We start from the raw sequence: 17,081 nt of genomic DNA, 5'->3' as shown, positions 1-17,081 counted from the left end.
AAAAATCCCGATTTAAATCGGGATTTTTTTTTTATGATATTGAGGCAGCGATAGCAAAAACGCCTCCTATAAGTATTAGTATGTAAAGAGAAATTATTACTATTACCGAAATTCCTAAAAATTTATGATGTGATTTTAAATTCAAAAAGGCTTCAGTTAACAAATTCTGATCGTTGAATTGAAGCGCCGTTTTCATATTTGTAGAATATTTATACAAATAATAAATTGGAATAAAATAAAGACCTGCCATTAAAAAGTATAATAATGAAAGGAAATTTTTCATAAAACCTAATGGACCTAAACCTGTAGCTTCATCAGGCAAATCAGATAATGAAATGGTCATAAAAATAGCAGCTAAAAGCATTAATCCTACTCCAATGAATCCTACAATTGATAAAAAGAATGTCCACTTTGAACCTTCTCTCAATGCTTCTTTTGCTAATTGATTTAATTCTAAATTTTGTTCCATATTATTTTTCAAATTCTTTTAGCGTATTAATAATAATAGAAACACAATCTCTCAATTGTTCTTCATTCATTACTAAAGGCGGAGCAAAACGAATGATGTTTCCATGTGTAGGTTTTGCTAATAAACCGTTTTCTGCTAAACGAACACAAATATTCCAAGCCGTATCGCTTTCTTCTGTATCGTTAATTACAACAGCATTTAATAACCCTTTACCTCTTACTAAAGTAGCAATGCTTGAAGTTTCGATAAATTTACCTAATTCTTCGCGGAAGATTTTACCTAATTTTCTAGCGTTTTGAGCTAAGTTTTCTTCCGAAACTACTTCTAAAGCCGCCATAGCAACCGCAGCTGCAACTGGATTTCCTCCAAAAGTAGAACCATGTTGTCCTGGCTTAATAACATTCATAATGCTATCATTTGCTAAAACCGCAGAAACTGGATACGCACCTCCTGATAATGCTTTTCCTAAAATTAGAATATCAGGTTGTGTATAAGTGGCTTGTTTTTCACATTTTGCTTCACAAGTACAATTGCCACAGACCGCTAATAACGAACCTGTTCTTGCGATTCCAGTTTGTACTTCGTCGGCAATGAATAAAACGTTATTTGCTTCACAAATTGCTTTTGCTTTTTTAAGAAAATCTTCTGAAGGTGTATAAACTCCAGCTTCTCCTTGAATTGGTTCTACTAAAAATCCTGCAATGTTTTTTGATGAATTTACTGCTTTTTCTAACGCTTCAATATCATCATAAGGAATACTGATAAATCCAGCCGTATAGGGTCCGAAGTTTTTACGTGCATTTTCGTCGTTTGAGAATGAAATGATTGTAGTCGTTCTTCCATGGAAGTTACCATCACAAACAATAATTTGTGCTTCGTTTTCGTTGATTCCTTTTTTCTCGTAAGCCCATTTTCTACACAATTTCAAAGCTGTTTCAACTGCTTCAGCTCCTGTGTTCATTGGTAATACTTTATCAAATCCGAAATAGTTGGTTACAAATTGCTCGTAAACTCCTAATTTATCATTGTAAAATGCTCTTGAAGTTAATGTTAAGGTTTGTGCTTGTTGCACCATTGCTCCCACAATTTTTGGATGACAATGTCCTTGATTTACCGCAGAATAAGCCGAAAGAAAATCGTAATATTTTTTTCCTTCTACATCCCAAACATAAACTCCTTCTCCTCTACTTAAAACTACTGGTAGTGGATGATAATTGTGTGCACCGTACTTGTCTTCTAATGCAATTGCTTCAGCCGAAGTCATTCTTTCTAAAACTGACATAAAATTTTGTTATTGATTGTTACATCGCAATTCCTTCTTATTGGTGAGAAATCAACCATATAGTTGTCAAAAATACAAAAATCAAGGGCAAGTTCAAATTCAAAATCAATAATCTCTAAAAATTCTATTTTTTGGAACACAGATTTTAGAAATGGAAGAAATTTTAAAAATATATAAACTAGGCCAAACTCTTTTAAACTTTTAAACCCTTAACCTTTAAAACTCTTAATCAAACATTTCCAACAAGGTCGTAACCGTATTCCAATTTCTAATGGTAGCTACGACGTTTAATTTTTTCTCGATATATTTTTGATCTAATCTGGTTTTTCCAGCACCAACAGCGTATTTGATATAAATTCTACTTTTATCAATAGCGGCTTCATCAGGTTTGAATTGACTTATTTTTAAATCGTTGATGGCGCTTCCTTGTAATTCTTTCGATAGAAAAGCAACGTACAATTTCTTGGTATCACACGCTTTTTCTTTGAGATATGAATTGTTTTTGAAACACGATTCTAAATCTTCTTTACCAATAACCACGACAGGAACTTCCAATCCTAATTCCTTGAAAATTTCTTGCTTGATTTTAAACCCAACACTCGCACCATGTTTTTCTTCAGAATCTACAAAAACGTTTCCTGATTGAATATAAGTGCGTACGTTTTGAAATCCTGCGTTTTCTAAAAGCATTTTCAAAATGTCCATTTTTATCATGTTGTGACCGGAAACGTTGATTCCGCGAAGTAAGGCTAAGTGGGTTTTCATTTTTTAAAATTTGGTATAAAAGTAAAATATATTATCAAATCCACCCAACAATTCTTATTTTTGCCTCATGGGAAAAAAGAGAACAGAAAAAATCGTATTCGAAAACGTAAAAATCCTTGATGCAGGTGCAAAAGGTGTATCGGTAGCAAAAGCTCCTGATGGTAAAGTAATATTTCTTCCAAATGTAGTGCCAGGCGATGTGGTAGACGTACAAACCATGAAGAAAAGAAAAGCCTACTACGAAGGTAAAGCTATAAAAATCCATGAATTTTCAGAACATAGAATTGAACCGGTTTGCGACCATTTTGGTGCTTGTGGTGGTTGCAAATGGCAAAACATGAAGTACAGCCAACAATTGTTCTATAAAAATCAGGAAGTTTATAATAATTTGAAACGTATTGGTAAAATTGAATTACCAGAATTCGAGCCGATTTTAGGTTCCGAAAAGCAATTATTCTACAGAAATAAAATGGAATTTGGTTTCTCGAATGCACGTTGGATGACCGATGCGGAAATTCAATCGGGAACTGAATTTGATAATAAAAATGCGTTAGGATTTCATATTCCAAGAATGTGGGATAAGATTTTAGATATTGAAAAATGTCATTTACAAGAAGATCCTTCTAACGAAATTCGTAACGAAATTAAACAATTTGCAAACGAAAACAACCTAACGTTCTTCAATGCAAGAGCTGTGGAAGGTTTGTTGCGAACGTTGATGATTCGTACTGCTTCAACTGGTGAACTTATGGTGTTGATTCAGTTTTTTGAAAACGATAAAAACGGAATTGAATTGATGATGAATTTCTTGGCAGAACGTTTTCCACAAATCACTTCGTTACAATATGTTATCAATCAAAAATTGAATGATACGTTGTATGACCAAGACATTATTTTGTTCAAAGGTCGCGATTATATTTTGGAAGAAATGGAAGGTTTGCATTTTAGTATTAATGCGAAATCGTTCTATCAAACCAATTCGGACCAAGCGTATGAATTGTACAAAATCACTAGAGAATTTGCTGGTTTAACCGGAAACGAAACCGTTTACGATTTATATACTGGAACCGGAACTATTGCACAATTCGTATCGAAAAAAGCGAAAAAAGTAATTGGTGTAGAAGCCGTTCCAGAAGCAATTATCGATGCAAAAGCTAACGCCGAACGCAATAACATTACGAATTGTGAGTTTTATGTAGGTGATATGAAAAACGTTTTCAACGACGAATTCATTAACCAACACGGACAACCTGATGTTATTATTACTGACCCTCCAAGAGATGGAATGCATAAAGATGTGGTAGAGATGTTATTGAAAACAGATGTACCAAAAATTGTGTATGTAAGTTGTAATTCGGCAACACAAGCCCGTGATTTAGCTTTGATGGACGAAAAATACAAAGTAGTTCGTGTTCGTCCTGTGGATATGTTCCCGCAAACGCATCATGTGGAAAATGTGGTTCTTTTAGAAAAAAGATAATACTTGTCACATTGAGCCTGTCGAAATGTTACAAAACGACTTCGACAAGCTCAGTCTGACAGAATAAGATAAATATGAAAAAAATAGTTTATATAACCTTATCCTTGCTTTTAGCCGTTTCGTTTTGGAACTGCGAAAAAGATGATATTTGCGCCGAAGGAACTCCCGTAACACCTCGATTAATTATTGAGTTTTACGACGCTGCTAATCCTACTATTTTAAAAAATGTTACGAATTTAGGTATAATTGAACCTACTTTCACAGAAGGAATTCCTTTTAATGGAGTCTCTAAAATTCAAGTTCCATTGCGAACAACGGCTGATATTACTACATTGAATTTTACACAAAACGGAAGCGACACTGATACAGCAAATGATAATATTGATGCGATTACTTTTAACTATGAAAGAATCAATGAATATGTTTCTCGTGCTTGTGGCTTTAAAACACTATTTTATTTAAACGATATCAATCCAATTGTGTTAACTGCTGATGGCAACAACTGGATTCAAAACATTGAAGTAATGCAACCTAATATAGAAAACGAAAATGAAGTACATGTTAAGATTTATTTTTAGTCTGAGCTTATTGTGCTTTTCAGTATTAGGAAATGCACAAACTAAAGACACTGCAAAAGTTATGTATCCTGAACGCTACGGCTTACGTTTAGGTACCGATTTACATAAAATTGCGCGTTCGTTTTACGAAAAAGACTATCGTGGTTTTGAAGTAGTGGGAGATTATCGTTTAACCAAGCGTTTTTACATCGCTGGTGAACTTGGAAACGAAAACAAAACTGTAGACGACGACCGCTTGAACTTTACCACAAAAGGAACGTATTTTAAAGTGGGTTTTGATTACAACTCATTTGAAAACTGGCTCGACATGGAAAACATGATTTACGTAGGAATGCGTTATGGAGTTAGTAGTTTTAGTCACACCTTGAATAGTTATAAAATCTACGATCCTACTAATTATTACGGTGAAAATATCATAATTTCAGGAAGAGAATACGATGGTTTAACAGCGAGTTGGTTAGAAGTTGTGGGCGGCATCAAAGCCGAATTATTCAACAACTTGTACATGGGTTTTTCAGTGCGATTGAACTATTTAGTTTCCAATAAAAAACCAGATGGATTTGACAATCTTTTCATCCCAGGTTACAACCGAACGTATGATGGAAAATTTGGAGCGGGATTTAATTACACCTTAAGTTACTTTATTCCAATATACAAGAAAAACAAAACTACAACAGCCAAAAAATAAGAAACAAAGCGCTACTTTCGTAACGCTTTTTTTGTGAGATGATTCATAAAGTTGTAAATATTTTATTATATTTGAATCTAACGAAATAATATGCAACTAAGTTGAGCATATCTACCCAAAAACTGCTAACTATGCTCAACTAAACAATAAAAAACTGAGTACATATAAAAGTTGGCAGATATTTTGCCAAAAAAATTAACAATAAGGGATAAAAAAACAAAATGAAAAAGAAGTTATTCAAAATTATTACGTTATCAGTTGTGTTATTTTCAACAATTATTTTAGTTCAAAGTTGTGCAGTTTCAGGACTTTCAAGTGAGCCTATGAGTTTTCAAAAAGAAACAACTCAAAATGGATTAATTATAGGTTCTATAACATTTCCAAAGGAGAAAGCTAAATTCAATGGATATTTCATAAGAGTAAATGCAAAAGATACAGATGAAAAAATTGCTAAAAAAAAATCAACTGAAATACAAATAAGCCCAGAACAAATTTGGAAAATGAAACATAAGGGACAATTAGATAATGGATTAACTTATTTATTTGCAATCGAAAGACCTGAAGGAAAATATGAAATTCCAAGTATACGATTATTTACAAACAGTGGAATTGCAGCACTGCAAAGAACAAATTATTCAGGCAGTTTTTCCATTCCTTTTGATGTTAAAAAGGGAGAAATTACATATGTTGGTAACATCATTTTTAATGAATATGCTAATGAAAATGATACCCTAGTTTTATATAAAAATAATTATGAAAAAGACATTAATGCTATAAAAACTATACAACCAACTGTAGACTGGAGTAAAGCAAATAATGACATAAATAGAAAAATTGAATATAACAATAATAAAGTAAAAAGATAAAAAACATGTGCCAACAGCAGTTACAAGAAATCCCTTGCCAGCGCGAGCGTCACGCTCGTGAACAAAAAAACAAAAAATCCCGAGCTCACACTCGGGATTTCCTTATTCTATTTCTTTCACACCTTTAATAAAAAACCACTTCATGTAAATTTTTTCACCGTTGTGCGTTTTTATCGCTTGGAACTTAGGAGCTAAAATTAAAGCTACCATAAAAGCGGTCATTGGAATCCAAAGTCCATTCAAATGCGTGAATTCGTCTACTAAAAATAAGGTTGGTAAATAAATCACCACAAATCCTAAGAAGTTATATAAGAATGATTTTACTTTTTTGCTCATTGTTTATAATGTTTAATTGTTAAATCGATGACTAATCCCTTTTTACTAATTACTCCAATCTATTCCTCAGTATTCATATACTTTCCTTTCTTACTGCCTTCGTACATTTCGTATTTCACCAAACGTGCTTCAAGTTTTCCATTGAAAAGTTTAATTTTTCTACTTGGTTTTAATCCTACGAATTTCAAAGCTTCTAAATTGGCAGTAATAAACCAAGCGTTGGTATTTGGATAATTTTGTTTTAAAGTGTCACCAATTTCTCTGTAAAAACGTTCCATATCAATATCCAAACGCTCACCATAAGGCGGATTGAACACCATGTGTAATGGTCCTTCGGTTTCTTTTTTAGAATCGAAGAAGTTTTCGTTAGTAATGGTAATATATTCATCTAAATTGGCATTTCTAACATTGTCTTTTGCTTTTGAAACCGCACTTGGCGCTTTATCGTAACCTGTAATAGTATAATGAAATTCGCGTGTTTTCTTCAATAACGATTCCATAATGTTATCAAATAATTCCGCATCCCAATCTTTCCATTTCTCAAAACCAAATTCCTTACGATTAATATTCGCTGGTACGTTACAAGCAATCATCGCTGCTTCGGCTAAAATAGTTCCCGAACCACACATTGGATCTAAGAAATGACTTTTCCCTTCCCAACCCGATAAAATCAACATTCCTGCTGCTAAAACTTCGTTGATAGGCGCAATGTTCGTAGCTGTACGATAGCCTCTATGGTGCAACGAAGCTCCCGAGGTATCTAAAGAAACCGTAACCGTATCTCTATCAATATGTATATGAATTTGTAAATCTGGAAAATCTTTATCAATACTTGGACGCTTTCCGTTCAAATCTCTAAATTGATCCACAATAGCATCTTTGGTTTTCAAAGCCACAAACTGACTGTGATTGAAGTTTTCAGAATGCAAAGTCGTTTCTACCAAAAACGTATTGTGTTCCGTTAAATAATCCGACCAATCAATCGCTCTGATGCCTTCATACAACGCTTTATCGTTATGTGCTTTAAACGTTTTAATAGGTTTTAAGATTTTTAAAGCCGTACGAAGCGCCAAATTAGCCTTGTACATAAATCCTTTATCGCCTTTAAAACTCACCACACGTGTACCGATTTCCACTTGTTGTGCGCCAAGAATTTGTAATTCTCTAGCTAATATTTCTTCAAAACCAAAAAAGGTTTTGGCAGTCATTTTATAATTTTCCATTCTTCAATTTCAAGTTCAATTGCAAAAATCAATTGCAATCGCAATAATTAAGGTATTCTTGTGCAAAAATACATTAAATTTGCAAGATTAATTTGCCAGAAAAAGAATAAATGTCAGAAATTCAAAAGCCTGTATCAGAAAATTGGTTCGAATCTTGGTTTGATACCGAATATTATCACATTTTATACAAGGAACGCAACGACGAAGAAGCGCAATTGTTAATGGACAATTTAACGCATTATTTAAACCTTCCAGAAGACGCTAAAATCTTAGACTTAGCTTGTGGAAAAGGGCGTCATGCGATTTATTTAAACTCTTTAGGCTTTGATGTTACAGGTGCTGATTTATCTGAAAATAGTATTAAAGAAGCATCTGAATTTGCTAATGAGAAACTGCATTTCAAAGTGCACGATATGCGCGAAACGTGTAACGAAAAGTACGATGCGATTTTCAATTTATTCACCAGTTTTGGCTATTTTGAAGACGATGCCGACAATAACAAAACCATCAAAGCCATTCACAACAGTTTAACCGAAACAGGTTTTGCCGTTATCGATTTTATGAATGTGGATTATGTGTTGGAAAATTTAGTTGCCGATGAAATAAAATCGGTAGACGGAATTGATTTTCACATCAAACGTTATTTGAAAGACGGACACATTTACAAAGAAATTAATTTTGAAGATAAAGGCGAAAAGTTTCATTTTACCGAAAAAGTACAAGCCCTTCGCTTAGAAGATTTTGAGAAAATGATGGAAGAAGCCGGCATTTATCTTTTGGATATTTTTGGCGATTATAAATTGCGAAAATTCTTTAAAACACAATCCGAACGTTTAATTATGATTTTTAAATAATGCAATATATCATCACCTTTTCAGCCGTTATTTTAGGGTTTTTAATCGCTTTGTTTTTAAAGCCTCAAAAGAAAAAAAACATCAAATTATTATTGGCGTTCAGTGGTGCGTTTTTACTTTCGTTAACAGTTTTGCACTTACTTCCTGAATTATTTAGTGAAGGACATAATCATAGTCACGAAGGAGAAGAAGCACATACCTCTTTACCTGTTGGTGTTTTTATTATGATTGGAATTTTATTCCAAATCCTACTAGAATTTTTCTCAAAAGGAGCCGAACACGGTCACGTTCACGTGCATACTGATGAGCATAACGAATTGCACCACATTCCGTGGTTGTTGTTTATTAGTTTGTGCATTCATGCCTTGTTAGAAGGTTTCCCAATTCACGAAAACAACAATTTAGCATACGGAATTGCGGTACACCACTTCCCTATTGCTATTATTTTGACTTTGTTTTTCGTAAATGCGAAGATGAATAAAATGATGATTTTTGCGTTTATGTTTTCTTTCGCATTAATGACACCGCTTGGAACTTTACTAGCGGAACAAATGCATTTTGCCCAACATTATTCAAAAGAAATTTCGGCAGTTGTAGTGGGGATTTTATTTCACATTTCGTCTACTATTATTTTTGAAAGTAACGAAGGACATAAATTCAACTTGGCTAAAATTACCATGATTGTATTTGGTTTTGTTTTGGCTTACATTATTGAAATGGGACATTCGCATTAATCGTAAATCAACATAAAACATAAGTACTTTTTACTTAAATTTGAAGAACATTTAAAACATTTAATATGGGATTATTTTCTGCGCTACTTGGCAATGCAGGTGCTGTAAATCAAGAAACTTTAGTTAAAGATTATGGTAAACTTTTGATTACAGGTGAAGAAATCGAATTAGGTTTCAAATTAATTCGTGATACTTTTATTTTCACCAACAAACGATTAATTCTAATTGAAAAACAAGGGATTACTGGTAGCAAAATCGAATATAAATCCATTACTTACAAAAGCATTTCACGCTTCAGCGTAGAAACGGCAGGAACTTTTGACTTAGAAGCCGAATTGAAAATTTGGGTTTCAAGCGAAGCTCATCCAAGTATCGTGAAACAATTTAATAAATCAGTTAATGTGTATGATGTGCAGAATGTTTTGGCGCATCACGTTTTAAAATAATCGCATGAACTTTACCAAAACCACTGAACAAGCTTCCAAATACGAACATTTAGAAAAAATGTCGGTTACAGATTTGTTGACGAATATCAATAACGAAGACAAAACTGTTCCGTTAGCTGTTGAAAAAGCGTTACCACAAATTGAAAAACTAGTGACAGAAATTGTTTCGAAAATGAAACAAGGTGGTCGTTTGTTTTACATTGGAGCTGGGACTTCTGGTCGTTTAGGAATTGTAGATGCTTCGGAATGTCCACCTACTTTCGGTGTTCCGTTTGATTTGGTAATCGGAATTATTGCTGGTGGCGATACGGCGATTAGAAAAGCAGTAGAATTTGCCGAAGACGATCGAGAACAAGCTTGGAAAGACTTACAACAATGGAATATCAATGAAAATGATGTTGTAGTTGGAATTGCTGCTTCGGGAACCACACCTTATGTAATTGGTGGTTTGGAAATGTGTAATCAAAATAACATCAGCACAGGAAGTATTAGTTGTAATGCCGAAAGTCCATTATCAAAAACGGCTAAATTTCCGATTGATGTGGTAGTTGGACCAGAATTCGTAACAGGAAGTTCACGCATGAAAGCAGGAACGGCTCAGAAGTTGGTTTTAAACATGATATCGACTGCCACTATGATTCAACTTGGAAAAGTAAAAGGCAACAAAATGGTCGACATGCAGTTAAGCAATACCAAATTAATTGACAGAGGAACTCGAATGATTATGGAGGAAATTCCGGTAAGTTATGAAGAAGCCAATCAATTATTACAAACACACGGAAGTGTTAGAAATGCAGTAGATTTTTACAACAACAAAAAATAAAACATACTATGAAACAATTCTTTTTAATCTTGGCAGTATTTGGTTTTTCAATATCTTTTGCTCAAAAATTAGAATATACAAATGGTAAAATTTATCAAAATGGAGAACAATTGTCTTCGTTTGAAACCAAAAATTTAATGAAAACAGATTTAAAAGCGTTACGTGTTTTTAAAAATGCAAAAACGAAAGAATCACTTGGAGGTTTTCTTTTGGGAGTAGGAATTGGAGGAACAGTTGCCGATTTAGTAATGGGATTAACCTCAGATGTAAAATATCCTACAGCAATTACCTATGCTGGTGTTGGTTTAATGGCTATTTCTATTCCTATTTTATCGGGAAGAAAAAAAATGGTTCAAGAAAGTGTAGACATGTATAATCAAGGATTAATTGACGAAAAGAAAACATTAGGCGATAATTTTGAACTAAATATTGTGAATAATAGTAATGGAGTTGGACTTCGAATTAATTTCTAATGGCAACAGATAAAAACATACTAGCAAAAGGTATAAAATATCTTTCAGGCGCTTTACCATTATTATTTCTTGGACCAGTAATTATAAACAGTGCTTTTAAAAACGAAAAACATCCGTTATATCCTTATATTTTAGCATTAGGAATCATAATTGCGTTAGCAGCTATGTTTTTGATATTTAAAGGAATTACTACTCTGGTAAAAAGTATGTTTGAAGGTGATAAAAACACAAATACATAATATGAAATCCATTTTTATTTTATTTTCGGCGCTACTTCTGGTTTCTTGCTACAATCAAGAACGCAATTGTAAAGATTTTAAAACCGGAAAATTTACTTCGGAAACTGAAATCGAAGGTAAAAAATATACCAGTACTTTTGAACGAAACGATTCTATTCAAATAGAAACCTACGAAGGAAAAATCGACACTTTTAAAGTACGATGGACTAACAATTGCGAATATGTTATTCAAAATATCAATCCAAAAAATCGCGAAGAGAAAAAACCAGTTCAAATGAAAATTTTGACTACTGACTCTGATTCATACACTTTTGAATATTCTTTTGTGGGCGATTCAAAAAAGCAACGTGGTACTGTAACAAAACAGAATTAATATCGTATAACAAGTTCTAAAACTAAAACACAAAATGGAAGTATTTTTAAATCCCGATGCTTGGGTAGCCTTGTTAACCCTAAGTTTTTTAGAAATCATTTTAGGTATCGATAACATCATCTTTATTTCAATTGTTACCGGAAAATTACCCGAAGAAAAACGTAAAAAAGCAACCCGAATAGGATTATTCTTAGCGATGTTTATGCGTATTGCATTGTTATTTGGAATTACCTTATTAATTGCCATGAAAGCACCTTGGTTCAGTTTTGACTTTGGTTGGTTTTCAGCAGATATTACAGGTCAAGCCTTGATTTTATTACTTGGAGGATTGTTTTTAATTTATAAAAGCACGAAAGAAATTCATGAAAAAGTAGACCATAAAGGTGAAGAAGAAAAAGAACTTAAAACTTCGGCTACTAAATCTTTTTCAAGTGTAATTATACAAATTCTTCTAATTGACTTAATTTTCTCTGTTGACAGTATTTTAACTGCGGTAGGTATGACAAACGGTATCGAAGGTGCATTAGTAATTATGATTACTGCTGTAGTAATTTCGGTTGGAGTTATGATGTTATTTGCAGTTCCTGTTGGAAATTTCGTAAACGCTAATCCATCGATTCAAATTTTAGGTTTAGCCTTTCTAATCTTAATCGGATTTATGTTGATTACCGAGAGTATGCACTTATCACATGCCGAATTAGTGGGTCAACACGTAGGTGCTGTTCCTAAAGGTTATTTATATTTTGCAATTGCATTCTCATTAGCAGTAGAATTTTTAAACATGAAAATGCGTAAGAAAAAATAAAATTCAGCAACGAATGGTTCGGGACATATCGGCTGACCCTATTCCTGCTATACATTACAATAAAAAATGGTGATTTTAATTAATCACCATTTTTTATTTTCATTCCTATCAGGGTTAGATAGGATTTGTATTGTTTATTTGTGTCAAAATTCTAAGACAATCCCTTAATTCTTCCTTCGTTATCAATATCAATTCGTTCTGCGTTTGGTACCGCTGGTAAACCCGGCATTCGCATTACTTCACCTAAAAGCGGTACAATAAATCCAGCGCCACTGGCAATTTCAAATTCACGAACCGTAATATCAAAATTCGTTGGGCGACCAATTAACTTTTCATTGTCTGAAAAACTCGCAGGCGTTTTCGCCATACAAACCGAAAAATGACTGAAACCTAAATCGTTAATCATTTTTAATTGCGCTTTCGATTTTGGAGAAAACTCTACTGAATTCGCACCATAAATCGTTTTGGCTACCACATTAATTTTATGTTCAATATTATCCGTTGGTTGATATAACGGTTTATAATTCGCAGTTCCTTTTTCAATTTCTGCTATAACTTTTTCAGCAACAGCTGCCGAACCTTTTCCTCCATAAACAAAAGCGGTACTTACAATTGCAGTTACACCTTTAGTTACACATAATTCTTTCAATTTATCATATTCCGCTTGCGTATCATCTGGAAAAGCATTGATGCAAACCACAGGATTTAATCCAAATTGTTGCATGTTTTCAATGTGTTTTTCCAAATTACAGAAACCTTTCTCAATAGCACTTACGTTTTCCGTTTTAAAATCTTCAGCAGCTAATCCCGCGTGATGTTTAATAGCTCTAATTGTTGCCACTAAAACCACGGCATCTGGTTTTAAACCACTTTGTTCGCACTTGATATGCAAGAATTTTTCCGCACCTAAATCGGCACCAAAACCTGCTTCTGTTACTACGTAATCTCCTAACGATAATCCCATTTTTGTAGCGATTGCGGTATTTGTTCCTTGTGCAATACTAGCAAATGGTCCACCGTGTAAAATCGCTGGATTTCCGTCGATGGTTTGCACTAAGTTAGGTTTGATTGCGTCTTTCAATAAAGTTGCCATGGCTCCTACTACATTCAAATCGCGAGCAAATATCGCTTTTCCATCCAAAGTTTTTCCAACGAATATATTTCCTAATCGGAATTTCAAATCTTCTAAATCTTTTGCCAAACATAAAATCGCCATCACTTCTGAAGCGGGTGTAATATTGAAACCGTCTTCACGCATCGTTCCATTCGCTTTCGCTCCTACTCCAATAATAATCTGACGTAAAGATCGGTCGTTCATGTCCATCACACGTTTCCATGCAATCGATTTTGGGTCAAGATTTAAAGAATATTTCGTGTTTTGTAAATTGTTATCAATCACCGCTGAAAGCAAGTTATTTGCCTTTTCAATCGCTGAAAAATCACCTGTAAAATGTAAGTTGATATCTTCCATTGGTAACACCTGAACGTAACCACCACCAGCAGCGCCACCTTTTAAACCAAAAACAGGTCCAAGTGAAGGTTCACGTAAAACGGCAATTGCTTTTTTACCAATGTAATTCAAACCATCCGTCAAACCGATAGACATGGTAGTTTTACCTTCACCATATTTTGTTGGTGACATGGCAGAAACTAAAATCAGTTTGCCTTTTGGGTTTTCTTGTTGTAAGTGTAGTGGTAACTTGGCTTTGTACTTACCGTAATATTCTAAATCGTCTTCTGAAATATTGATTTTTTTGGCAATATCTTTTATGTGAGACATCGTTGCATTTTGTGCAATTTCAATGTCTGATGGAAATGTTGACATTAGTTGTTGTGTTTTATTTTGGAGCGAAATTAAGTGTTTTATTTGGAATGAAAAATGATAAAAATCAATAAAAAAACCTGCAAAGTAAAACCTTGCAGGTCAGAATTTTATTCTAAAGACAACGTTATTTGTCCGTCGTCGTCTAATTCTATATTGAAATCTTGAATATCAGCACCTTCATTATCATCTGAAGTTTCTTGCTGAATTTCTGGTTCTTCTAAAATCTCTTCATACGGAAGCGGATCTAACATATTTATCTGCTTAATTTTATCCGTAGTTAATTGATTTCCTAGAGCTTTGATTCCTTTCACAGCAATGAATTGTTCTAAATCCACTACTTGATTTTCTTTTTGAAGGCCTTTCACTTTAGCAAAAACCACCTCAGCAACAGGACGCCAATCGGTAGAAACGATTTCTAGTTGCGATTTATCGTGTTCAGTAATGAAGATTTCCTCTTTATTTTCGTTTTCAATTAAGAAACGTTTTACAAAATATCTGTCTTTTTCACCACAGTAATAAATACACGAAACCGGTTTATTTGGATTCCATTTTTCTAACACAATCATGTCTTCTTCAAAATGCGTAGAAAGTTCTGGAATTATTGTTTTCAGTTTCCCTGATTGGTTGACAATTAACAAGCGGTCGTTTGGTTTAAATTCGCCTAACAATTCGCCTCTTCCATCGACATTCAATCGTTGTACCGTATCATCAAACCAAACTTTTCTCGGACGTAAAGTTGAAATTCCTTTCTCTTTTAGTTCGATTTTTTTGATTGGATATTTGGTAACCGTATTTCCACGAGAAGCTCTTCCTTTGATGGCAATATCCGAAAAATCGACATCCCATTTCAGTTTTTTTACACTTCCTACTTGGCGTAATAAAATCGTAACGACTTCGGCTTCTCCATTTGGATTTGCTGAGAAATACGACACCATTGAACCTGCTTTTTCTTGTGTTAAATCATAGAATTTATCACGAGTTACTCCAGAAACATTGAAACGCTTGATAAACGTAGAACCATTTTTACCATCGCGATACATCATGTTGTAAATGGTACGTTTGTCATTTTTATCGAAAACTGCAATGTGAATGATGTCTTTTCCAACGAACTTTTTATCATCGATTTTGGTGACCATCATTTTTCCATCGCGTAAGAAAACAATAACATCATCAATATCGGAACATTCACCTACATATTCGTCTTTTTTCAAGCCCATTCCTACGAAACCTTCTTCTCTATTTACATAGAATTTTTGGTTACGCAATACTACTTTCGTCGCTTGAATGTTATCGAAATTACGTAATTCGGTTAAACGCTCTCTTCCTTTTCCGTATTTGTCTCTTAGAGTGGTGAAATAATCCACGGCATAATCAATCAAATGATCTAAATGATGTTTTACTTGCTCTATTTCGGCTTCCAATTTTGCAATCGCATCATCTGCTTTATCCGAGTCAAATCGTGTGATACGAATCATTGGAATTTGGGTCAAACGTTGTAAATCGTCGTCTTCAATTTCTCGAATTAGAATGGTTTTGAAAGGCTCAAATCGGTCGTACATGTATTTGTAAAGCGAATCTCTATCCGAATACAATTTGAAGTCGATGTACATTTCTTCACGAATGAAAATCTTCTCTAAATTCGCAAAATGCCACTTCGCTTCGAGTTCGTCCAATTGAATTTCTAATTCTCGTTTTAAAATATTCAAGGTACGATTCGTAGAAATCTTCAAAATATCAGAAACACCAATAAACAAAGGCTTGTTACAATTTTCGATAACACAACCTAAAGGCGCGATAGACAACTCACAATCGGTGAATGCATACAACGCGTCAATCATTTTGTCTGGCGAAGTTCCGGGTTGTAAATGAATTACGATTTCAACCTCGGCAGCGGTGTTGTCCTCAATTTTCTTGATTTTGATTTTCCCTTTTTCATTGGCTTTCAAAATACTATCAATCAATTTTGTAGTATCGGTTGAAAACGGAATTTGGGTTATCACCAAGGTATTTTTATCTAGTGGTGCGATTTTAGCTCTCACGCGCACACGAGAACCTCGCATTCCATCATTATAATTGGAAACATCAGCAATTCCGGCTGTTGGGAAATCTGGAAAAAGTGTGAAAGGTTTTCCTTTTAAAATTTTAATAGACGCATCGATTAACTCATTGAAATTGTGAGGCAAAATTTTAGTTGATAAACCTACCGCAATTCCTTCTCCACCTTGTGCTAACAATAATGGGAATTTTACAGGCAAATGAATTGGTTCATTTTTACGACCATCATAGCTCAATTGCCATTGGGTAACTTTTGGCGAGAACAATACATCGTGACCAAATTTCGAAATTCGCGCTTCGATGTAACGAGGTGCTGCGGCTCCGTCTCCTGTTAGAATATTTCCCCAGTTTCCTTGGCAATCAATCAATAAATCTTTTTGCCCGATGTTTACCATAGCATCCCCAATACTCGCATCTCCGTGAGGATGATACTGCATGGTGTGTCCGATGATATTCGCTACTTTGTTGTAACGACCATCATCCAACTCCTTCATGGAATGCATGATACGACGTTGTACCGGTTTAAAACCGTCTTCAATCGCAGGAACAGCACGCTCTAAAATTACATAGGAAGCGTAATCCAAGAACCAATCTTTGTACATTCCTGTAACTTTGGTAATGGTATCCTCTGGATTTTCGTTGTTTTCGTAAAAATGATGTCCCGTTGACACATGAATATCTTCAAAACCTTCCTCTTTTTGAGGTTGATCTTGATTTTCTAAATTGTCGTCTTCTGGGATGATGTTATCTTCTTCGTCTTTCATTAC

The 17,081-nt window shown here is 34.1% G+C and carries 19 protein-coding genes; 12 read left to right on the top strand and 7 right to left on the bottom strand.

The features are described 5' to 3' along the window. Window positions 1–31 precede the first annotated feature (31 nt). The 3 genes from B0I03_RS00415 to B0I03_RS00405 all read right to left on the bottom strand — a co-directional run bounded on the left by B0I03_RS00415 (window position 32) and on the right by B0I03_RS00405 (window position 2,516). The gene (locus B0I03_RS00415; RefSeq protein ID WP_111565518.1) at window positions 32–469 is read right to left on the bottom strand and encodes a DUF5362 family protein; all 438 of its coding nucleotides are present in this window, start codon (window positions 467–469) and stop codon (window positions 32–34) included. Window position 470: 1 nt separating this feature from the next. Further along, on the bottom strand, window positions 471–1,751 hold the full coding sequence (gene rocD / locus B0I03_RS00410) for an ornithine--oxo-acid transaminase (RefSeq protein WP_111565517.1): 1,281 nt from the start codon (window positions 1,749–1,751) through the stop codon (window positions 471–473). A 225-nt stretch (window positions 1,752–1,976) separates the two neighbouring features. Beyond that, window positions 1,977–2,516 (bottom strand): DUF1697 domain-containing protein, encoded by a 540-nt coding sequence (locus tag B0I03_RS00405; RefSeq protein ID WP_111565516.1) that lies wholly within the window; start codon window positions 2,514–2,516, stop codon window positions 1,977–1,979. A gap of 67 nt (window positions 2,517–2,583) precedes the next feature. Between B0I03_RS00405 and rlmD the strand changes: the two genes are divergently transcribed. The 4 genes from rlmD to B0I03_RS00385 all read left to right on the top strand — a co-directional run bounded on the left by rlmD (window position 2,584) and on the right by B0I03_RS00385 (window position 6,128). Further along, window positions 2,584–3,996, top strand: a complete 1,413-nt coding sequence (gene rlmD, locus B0I03_RS00400) for a 23S rRNA (uracil(1939)-C(5))-methyltransferase RlmD (RefSeq protein WP_111565515.1) — start codon at window positions 2,584–2,586, stop codon at window positions 3,994–3,996. Between the two features lie 74 nt (window positions 3,997–4,070). Continuing rightward, window positions 4,071–4,574, top strand: a complete 504-nt coding sequence (locus B0I03_RS00395; protein WP_111565514.1) for a DUF6452 family protein — start codon at window positions 4,071–4,073, stop codon at window positions 4,572–4,574. Next, a complete protein-coding gene (locus B0I03_RS00390; RefSeq protein WP_111565939.1) occupies window positions 4,555–5,262 on the top strand; it encodes a DUF6048 family protein in 708 nt (235 codons plus the stop codon). Before B0I03_RS00395 ends, B0I03_RS00390 begins: the two co-directional genes overlap by 20 nt. A gap of 221 nt (window positions 5,263–5,483) precedes the next feature. Then, window positions 5,484–6,128, top strand: a complete 645-nt coding sequence (locus tag B0I03_RS00385; protein WP_111565513.1) for a hypothetical protein — start codon at window positions 5,484–5,486, stop codon at window positions 6,126–6,128. Window positions 6,129–6,230: 102 nt separating this feature from the next. Here the strand turns inward: B0I03_RS00385 and B0I03_RS00380 are convergent, their stop codons facing one another. Next, complete coding sequence (locus B0I03_RS00380; RefSeq protein WP_111565512.1) at window positions 6,231–6,464, bottom strand: hypothetical protein; 234 nt, start codon at window positions 6,462–6,464, stop codon at window positions 6,231–6,233. A gap of 59 nt (window positions 6,465–6,523) precedes the next feature. Further along, window positions 6,524–7,687, bottom strand: coding sequence for a THUMP domain-containing class I SAM-dependent RNA methyltransferase (locus B0I03_RS00375; RefSeq protein WP_111565511.1), 1,164 nt, complete (start codon window positions 7,685–7,687; stop codon window positions 6,524–6,526). Between the two features lie 110 nt (window positions 7,688–7,797). On the opposite strand from B0I03_RS00375, the gene B0I03_RS00370 reads away from it, so the two are divergent. From B0I03_RS00370 to B0I03_RS00335, 8 genes are all read left to right on the top strand, one after another. Next, window positions 7,798–8,541 (top strand): SAM-dependent methyltransferase, encoded by a 744-nt coding sequence (locus B0I03_RS00370; RefSeq protein WP_111565510.1) that lies wholly within the window; start codon window positions 7,798–7,800, stop codon window positions 8,539–8,541. After that, window positions 8,541–9,275 carry a ZIP family metal transporter gene (locus B0I03_RS00365; protein WP_111565509.1) on the top strand — a complete coding sequence of 245 codons (735 nt, stop codon included), beginning with the start codon at window positions 8,541–8,543 and terminating at the stop codon, window positions 9,273–9,275. The genes B0I03_RS00370 and B0I03_RS00365 overlap by 1 nt, the downstream gene beginning before the upstream one ends. Before the next feature lie 65 nt (window positions 9,276–9,340). Then, window positions 9,341–9,721: a PH domain-containing protein gene (locus B0I03_RS00360; RefSeq protein ID WP_026726256.1), complete on the top strand. Its 381-nt coding sequence runs from the start codon at window positions 9,341–9,343 to the stop codon at window positions 9,719–9,721. A gap of 4 nt (window positions 9,722–9,725) precedes the next feature. Beyond that, a complete protein-coding gene (gene murQ, locus B0I03_RS00355) occupies window positions 9,726–10,544 on the top strand; it encodes an N-acetylmuramic acid 6-phosphate etherase (protein WP_111565508.1) in 819 nt (272 codons plus the stop codon). A gap of 8 nt (window positions 10,545–10,552) precedes the next feature. Beyond that, the gene (locus tag B0I03_RS00350; RefSeq protein ID WP_111565507.1) at window positions 10,553–11,017 is read left to right on the top strand and encodes a hypothetical protein; all 465 of its coding nucleotides are present in this window, start codon (window positions 10,553–10,555) and stop codon (window positions 11,015–11,017) included. Continuing rightward, window positions 11,017–11,256 carry a DUF6095 family protein gene (locus B0I03_RS00345; RefSeq protein ID WP_111565506.1) on the top strand — a complete coding sequence of 80 codons (240 nt, stop codon included), beginning with the start codon at window positions 11,017–11,019 and terminating at the stop codon, window positions 11,254–11,256. The genes B0I03_RS00350 and B0I03_RS00345 overlap by 1 nt, the downstream gene beginning before the upstream one ends. Before the next feature lies 1 nt (window position 11,257). Continuing rightward, the gene (locus tag B0I03_RS00340) at window positions 11,258–11,629 is read left to right on the top strand and encodes a DNA topoisomerase IV (RefSeq protein WP_181452310.1); all 372 of its coding nucleotides are present in this window, start codon (window positions 11,258–11,260) and stop codon (window positions 11,627–11,629) included. A gap of 34 nt (window positions 11,630–11,663) precedes the next feature. Next, window positions 11,664–12,434, top strand: coding sequence for a TerC family protein (locus B0I03_RS00335; protein ID WP_111565505.1), 771 nt, complete (start codon window positions 11,664–11,666; stop codon window positions 12,432–12,434). Window positions 12,435–12,585: 151 nt separating this feature from the next. Here the strand turns inward: B0I03_RS00335 and B0I03_RS00330 are convergent, their stop codons facing one another. Both B0I03_RS00330 and B0I03_RS00325 read right to left on the bottom strand, forming a co-directional pair. Continuing rightward, window positions 12,586–14,259 carry a formate--tetrahydrofolate ligase gene (locus B0I03_RS00330; RefSeq protein WP_111565504.1) on the bottom strand — a complete coding sequence of 558 codons (1,674 nt, stop codon included), beginning with the start codon at window positions 14,257–14,259 and terminating at the stop codon, window positions 12,586–12,588. 107 nt (window positions 14,260–14,366) lie between these two features. Further along, window positions 14,367–17,078: a DNA gyrase/topoisomerase IV subunit A gene (locus tag B0I03_RS00325; protein WP_111565503.1), complete on the bottom strand. Its 2,712-nt coding sequence runs from the start codon at window positions 17,076–17,078 to the stop codon at window positions 14,367–14,369. Between the last annotated feature and the right edge of the window lie 3 nt (window positions 17,079–17,081).

The organism is Flavobacterium aquaticum (assembly GCF_003259835.1).
In the GTDB taxonomy this organism is placed as follows: Bacteria; Bacteroidota; Bacteroidia; order Flavobacteriales; family Flavobacteriaceae; genus Flavobacterium; species Flavobacterium aquaticum.
Note: the sequence above shows the minus strand (reverse complement) of the source record. Positions and strands in the feature narration are given on the sequence as shown.

What these genes read in the sequence shown, in the direction of transcription:
- B0I03_RS00415 (WP_111565518.1), bottom strand. Translation starts at nt 469, where the DNA reads ATGGAACAAAATTTAGAATTAAATCAATTAGCAAAAGAAGCATTGAGA.
- rocD (WP_111565517.1), bottom strand. Translation starts at nt 1,751, where the DNA reads ATGTCAGTTTTAGAAAGAATGACTTCGGCTGAAGCAATTGCATTAGAA.
- B0I03_RS00405 (WP_111565516.1), bottom strand. Translation starts at nt 2,516, where the DNA reads ATGAAAACCCACTTAGCCTTACTTCGCGGAATCAACGTTTCCGGTCAC.
- rlmD (WP_111565515.1), top strand. Translation starts at nt 2,584, where the DNA reads ATGGGAAAAAAGAGAACAGAAAAAATCGTATTCGAAAACGTAAAAATC.
- B0I03_RS00395 (WP_111565514.1), top strand. Translation starts at nt 4,071, where the DNA reads ATGAAAAAAATAGTTTATATAACCTTATCCTTGCTTTTAGCCGTTTCG.
- B0I03_RS00390 (WP_111565939.1), top strand. Translation starts at nt 4,555, where the DNA reads ATGTTAAGATTTATTTTTAGTCTGAGCTTATTGTGCTTTTCAGTATTA.
- B0I03_RS00385 (WP_111565513.1), top strand. Translation starts at nt 5,484, where the DNA reads ATGAAAAAGAAGTTATTCAAAATTATTACGTTATCAGTTGTGTTATTT.
- B0I03_RS00380 (WP_111565512.1), bottom strand. Translation starts at nt 6,464, where the DNA reads ATGAGCAAAAAAGTAAAATCATTCTTATATAACTTCTTAGGATTTGTG.
- B0I03_RS00375 (WP_111565511.1), bottom strand. Translation starts at nt 7,687, where the DNA reads ATGGAAAATTATAAAATGACTGCCAAAACCTTTTTTGGTTTTGAAGAA.
- B0I03_RS00370 (WP_111565510.1), top strand. Translation starts at nt 7,798, where the DNA reads ATGTCAGAAATTCAAAAGCCTGTATCAGAAAATTGGTTCGAATCTTGG.
- B0I03_RS00365 (WP_111565509.1), top strand. Translation starts at nt 8,541, where the DNA reads ATGCAATATATCATCACCTTTTCAGCCGTTATTTTAGGGTTTTTAATC.
- B0I03_RS00360 (WP_026726256.1), top strand. Translation starts at nt 9,341, where the DNA reads ATGGGATTATTTTCTGCGCTACTTGGCAATGCAGGTGCTGTAAATCAA.
- murQ (WP_111565508.1), top strand. Translation starts at nt 9,726, where the DNA reads ATGAACTTTACCAAAACCACTGAACAAGCTTCCAAATACGAACATTTA.
- B0I03_RS00350 (WP_111565507.1), top strand. Translation starts at nt 10,553, where the DNA reads ATGAAACAATTCTTTTTAATCTTGGCAGTATTTGGTTTTTCAATATCT.
- B0I03_RS00345 (WP_111565506.1), top strand. Translation starts at nt 11,017, where the DNA reads ATGGCAACAGATAAAAACATACTAGCAAAAGGTATAAAATATCTTTCA.
- B0I03_RS00340 (WP_181452310.1), top strand. Translation starts at nt 11,258, where the DNA reads ATGAAATCCATTTTTATTTTATTTTCGGCGCTACTTCTGGTTTCTTGC.
- B0I03_RS00335 (WP_111565505.1), top strand. Translation starts at nt 11,664, where the DNA reads ATGGAAGTATTTTTAAATCCCGATGCTTGGGTAGCCTTGTTAACCCTA.
- B0I03_RS00330 (WP_111565504.1), bottom strand. Translation starts at nt 14,259, where the DNA reads ATGTCAACATTTCCATCAGACATTGAAATTGCACAAAATGCAACGATG.
- B0I03_RS00325 (WP_111565503.1), bottom strand. Translation starts at nt 17,078, where the DNA reads ATGAAAGACGAAGAAGATAACATCATCCCAGAAGACGACAATTTAGAA.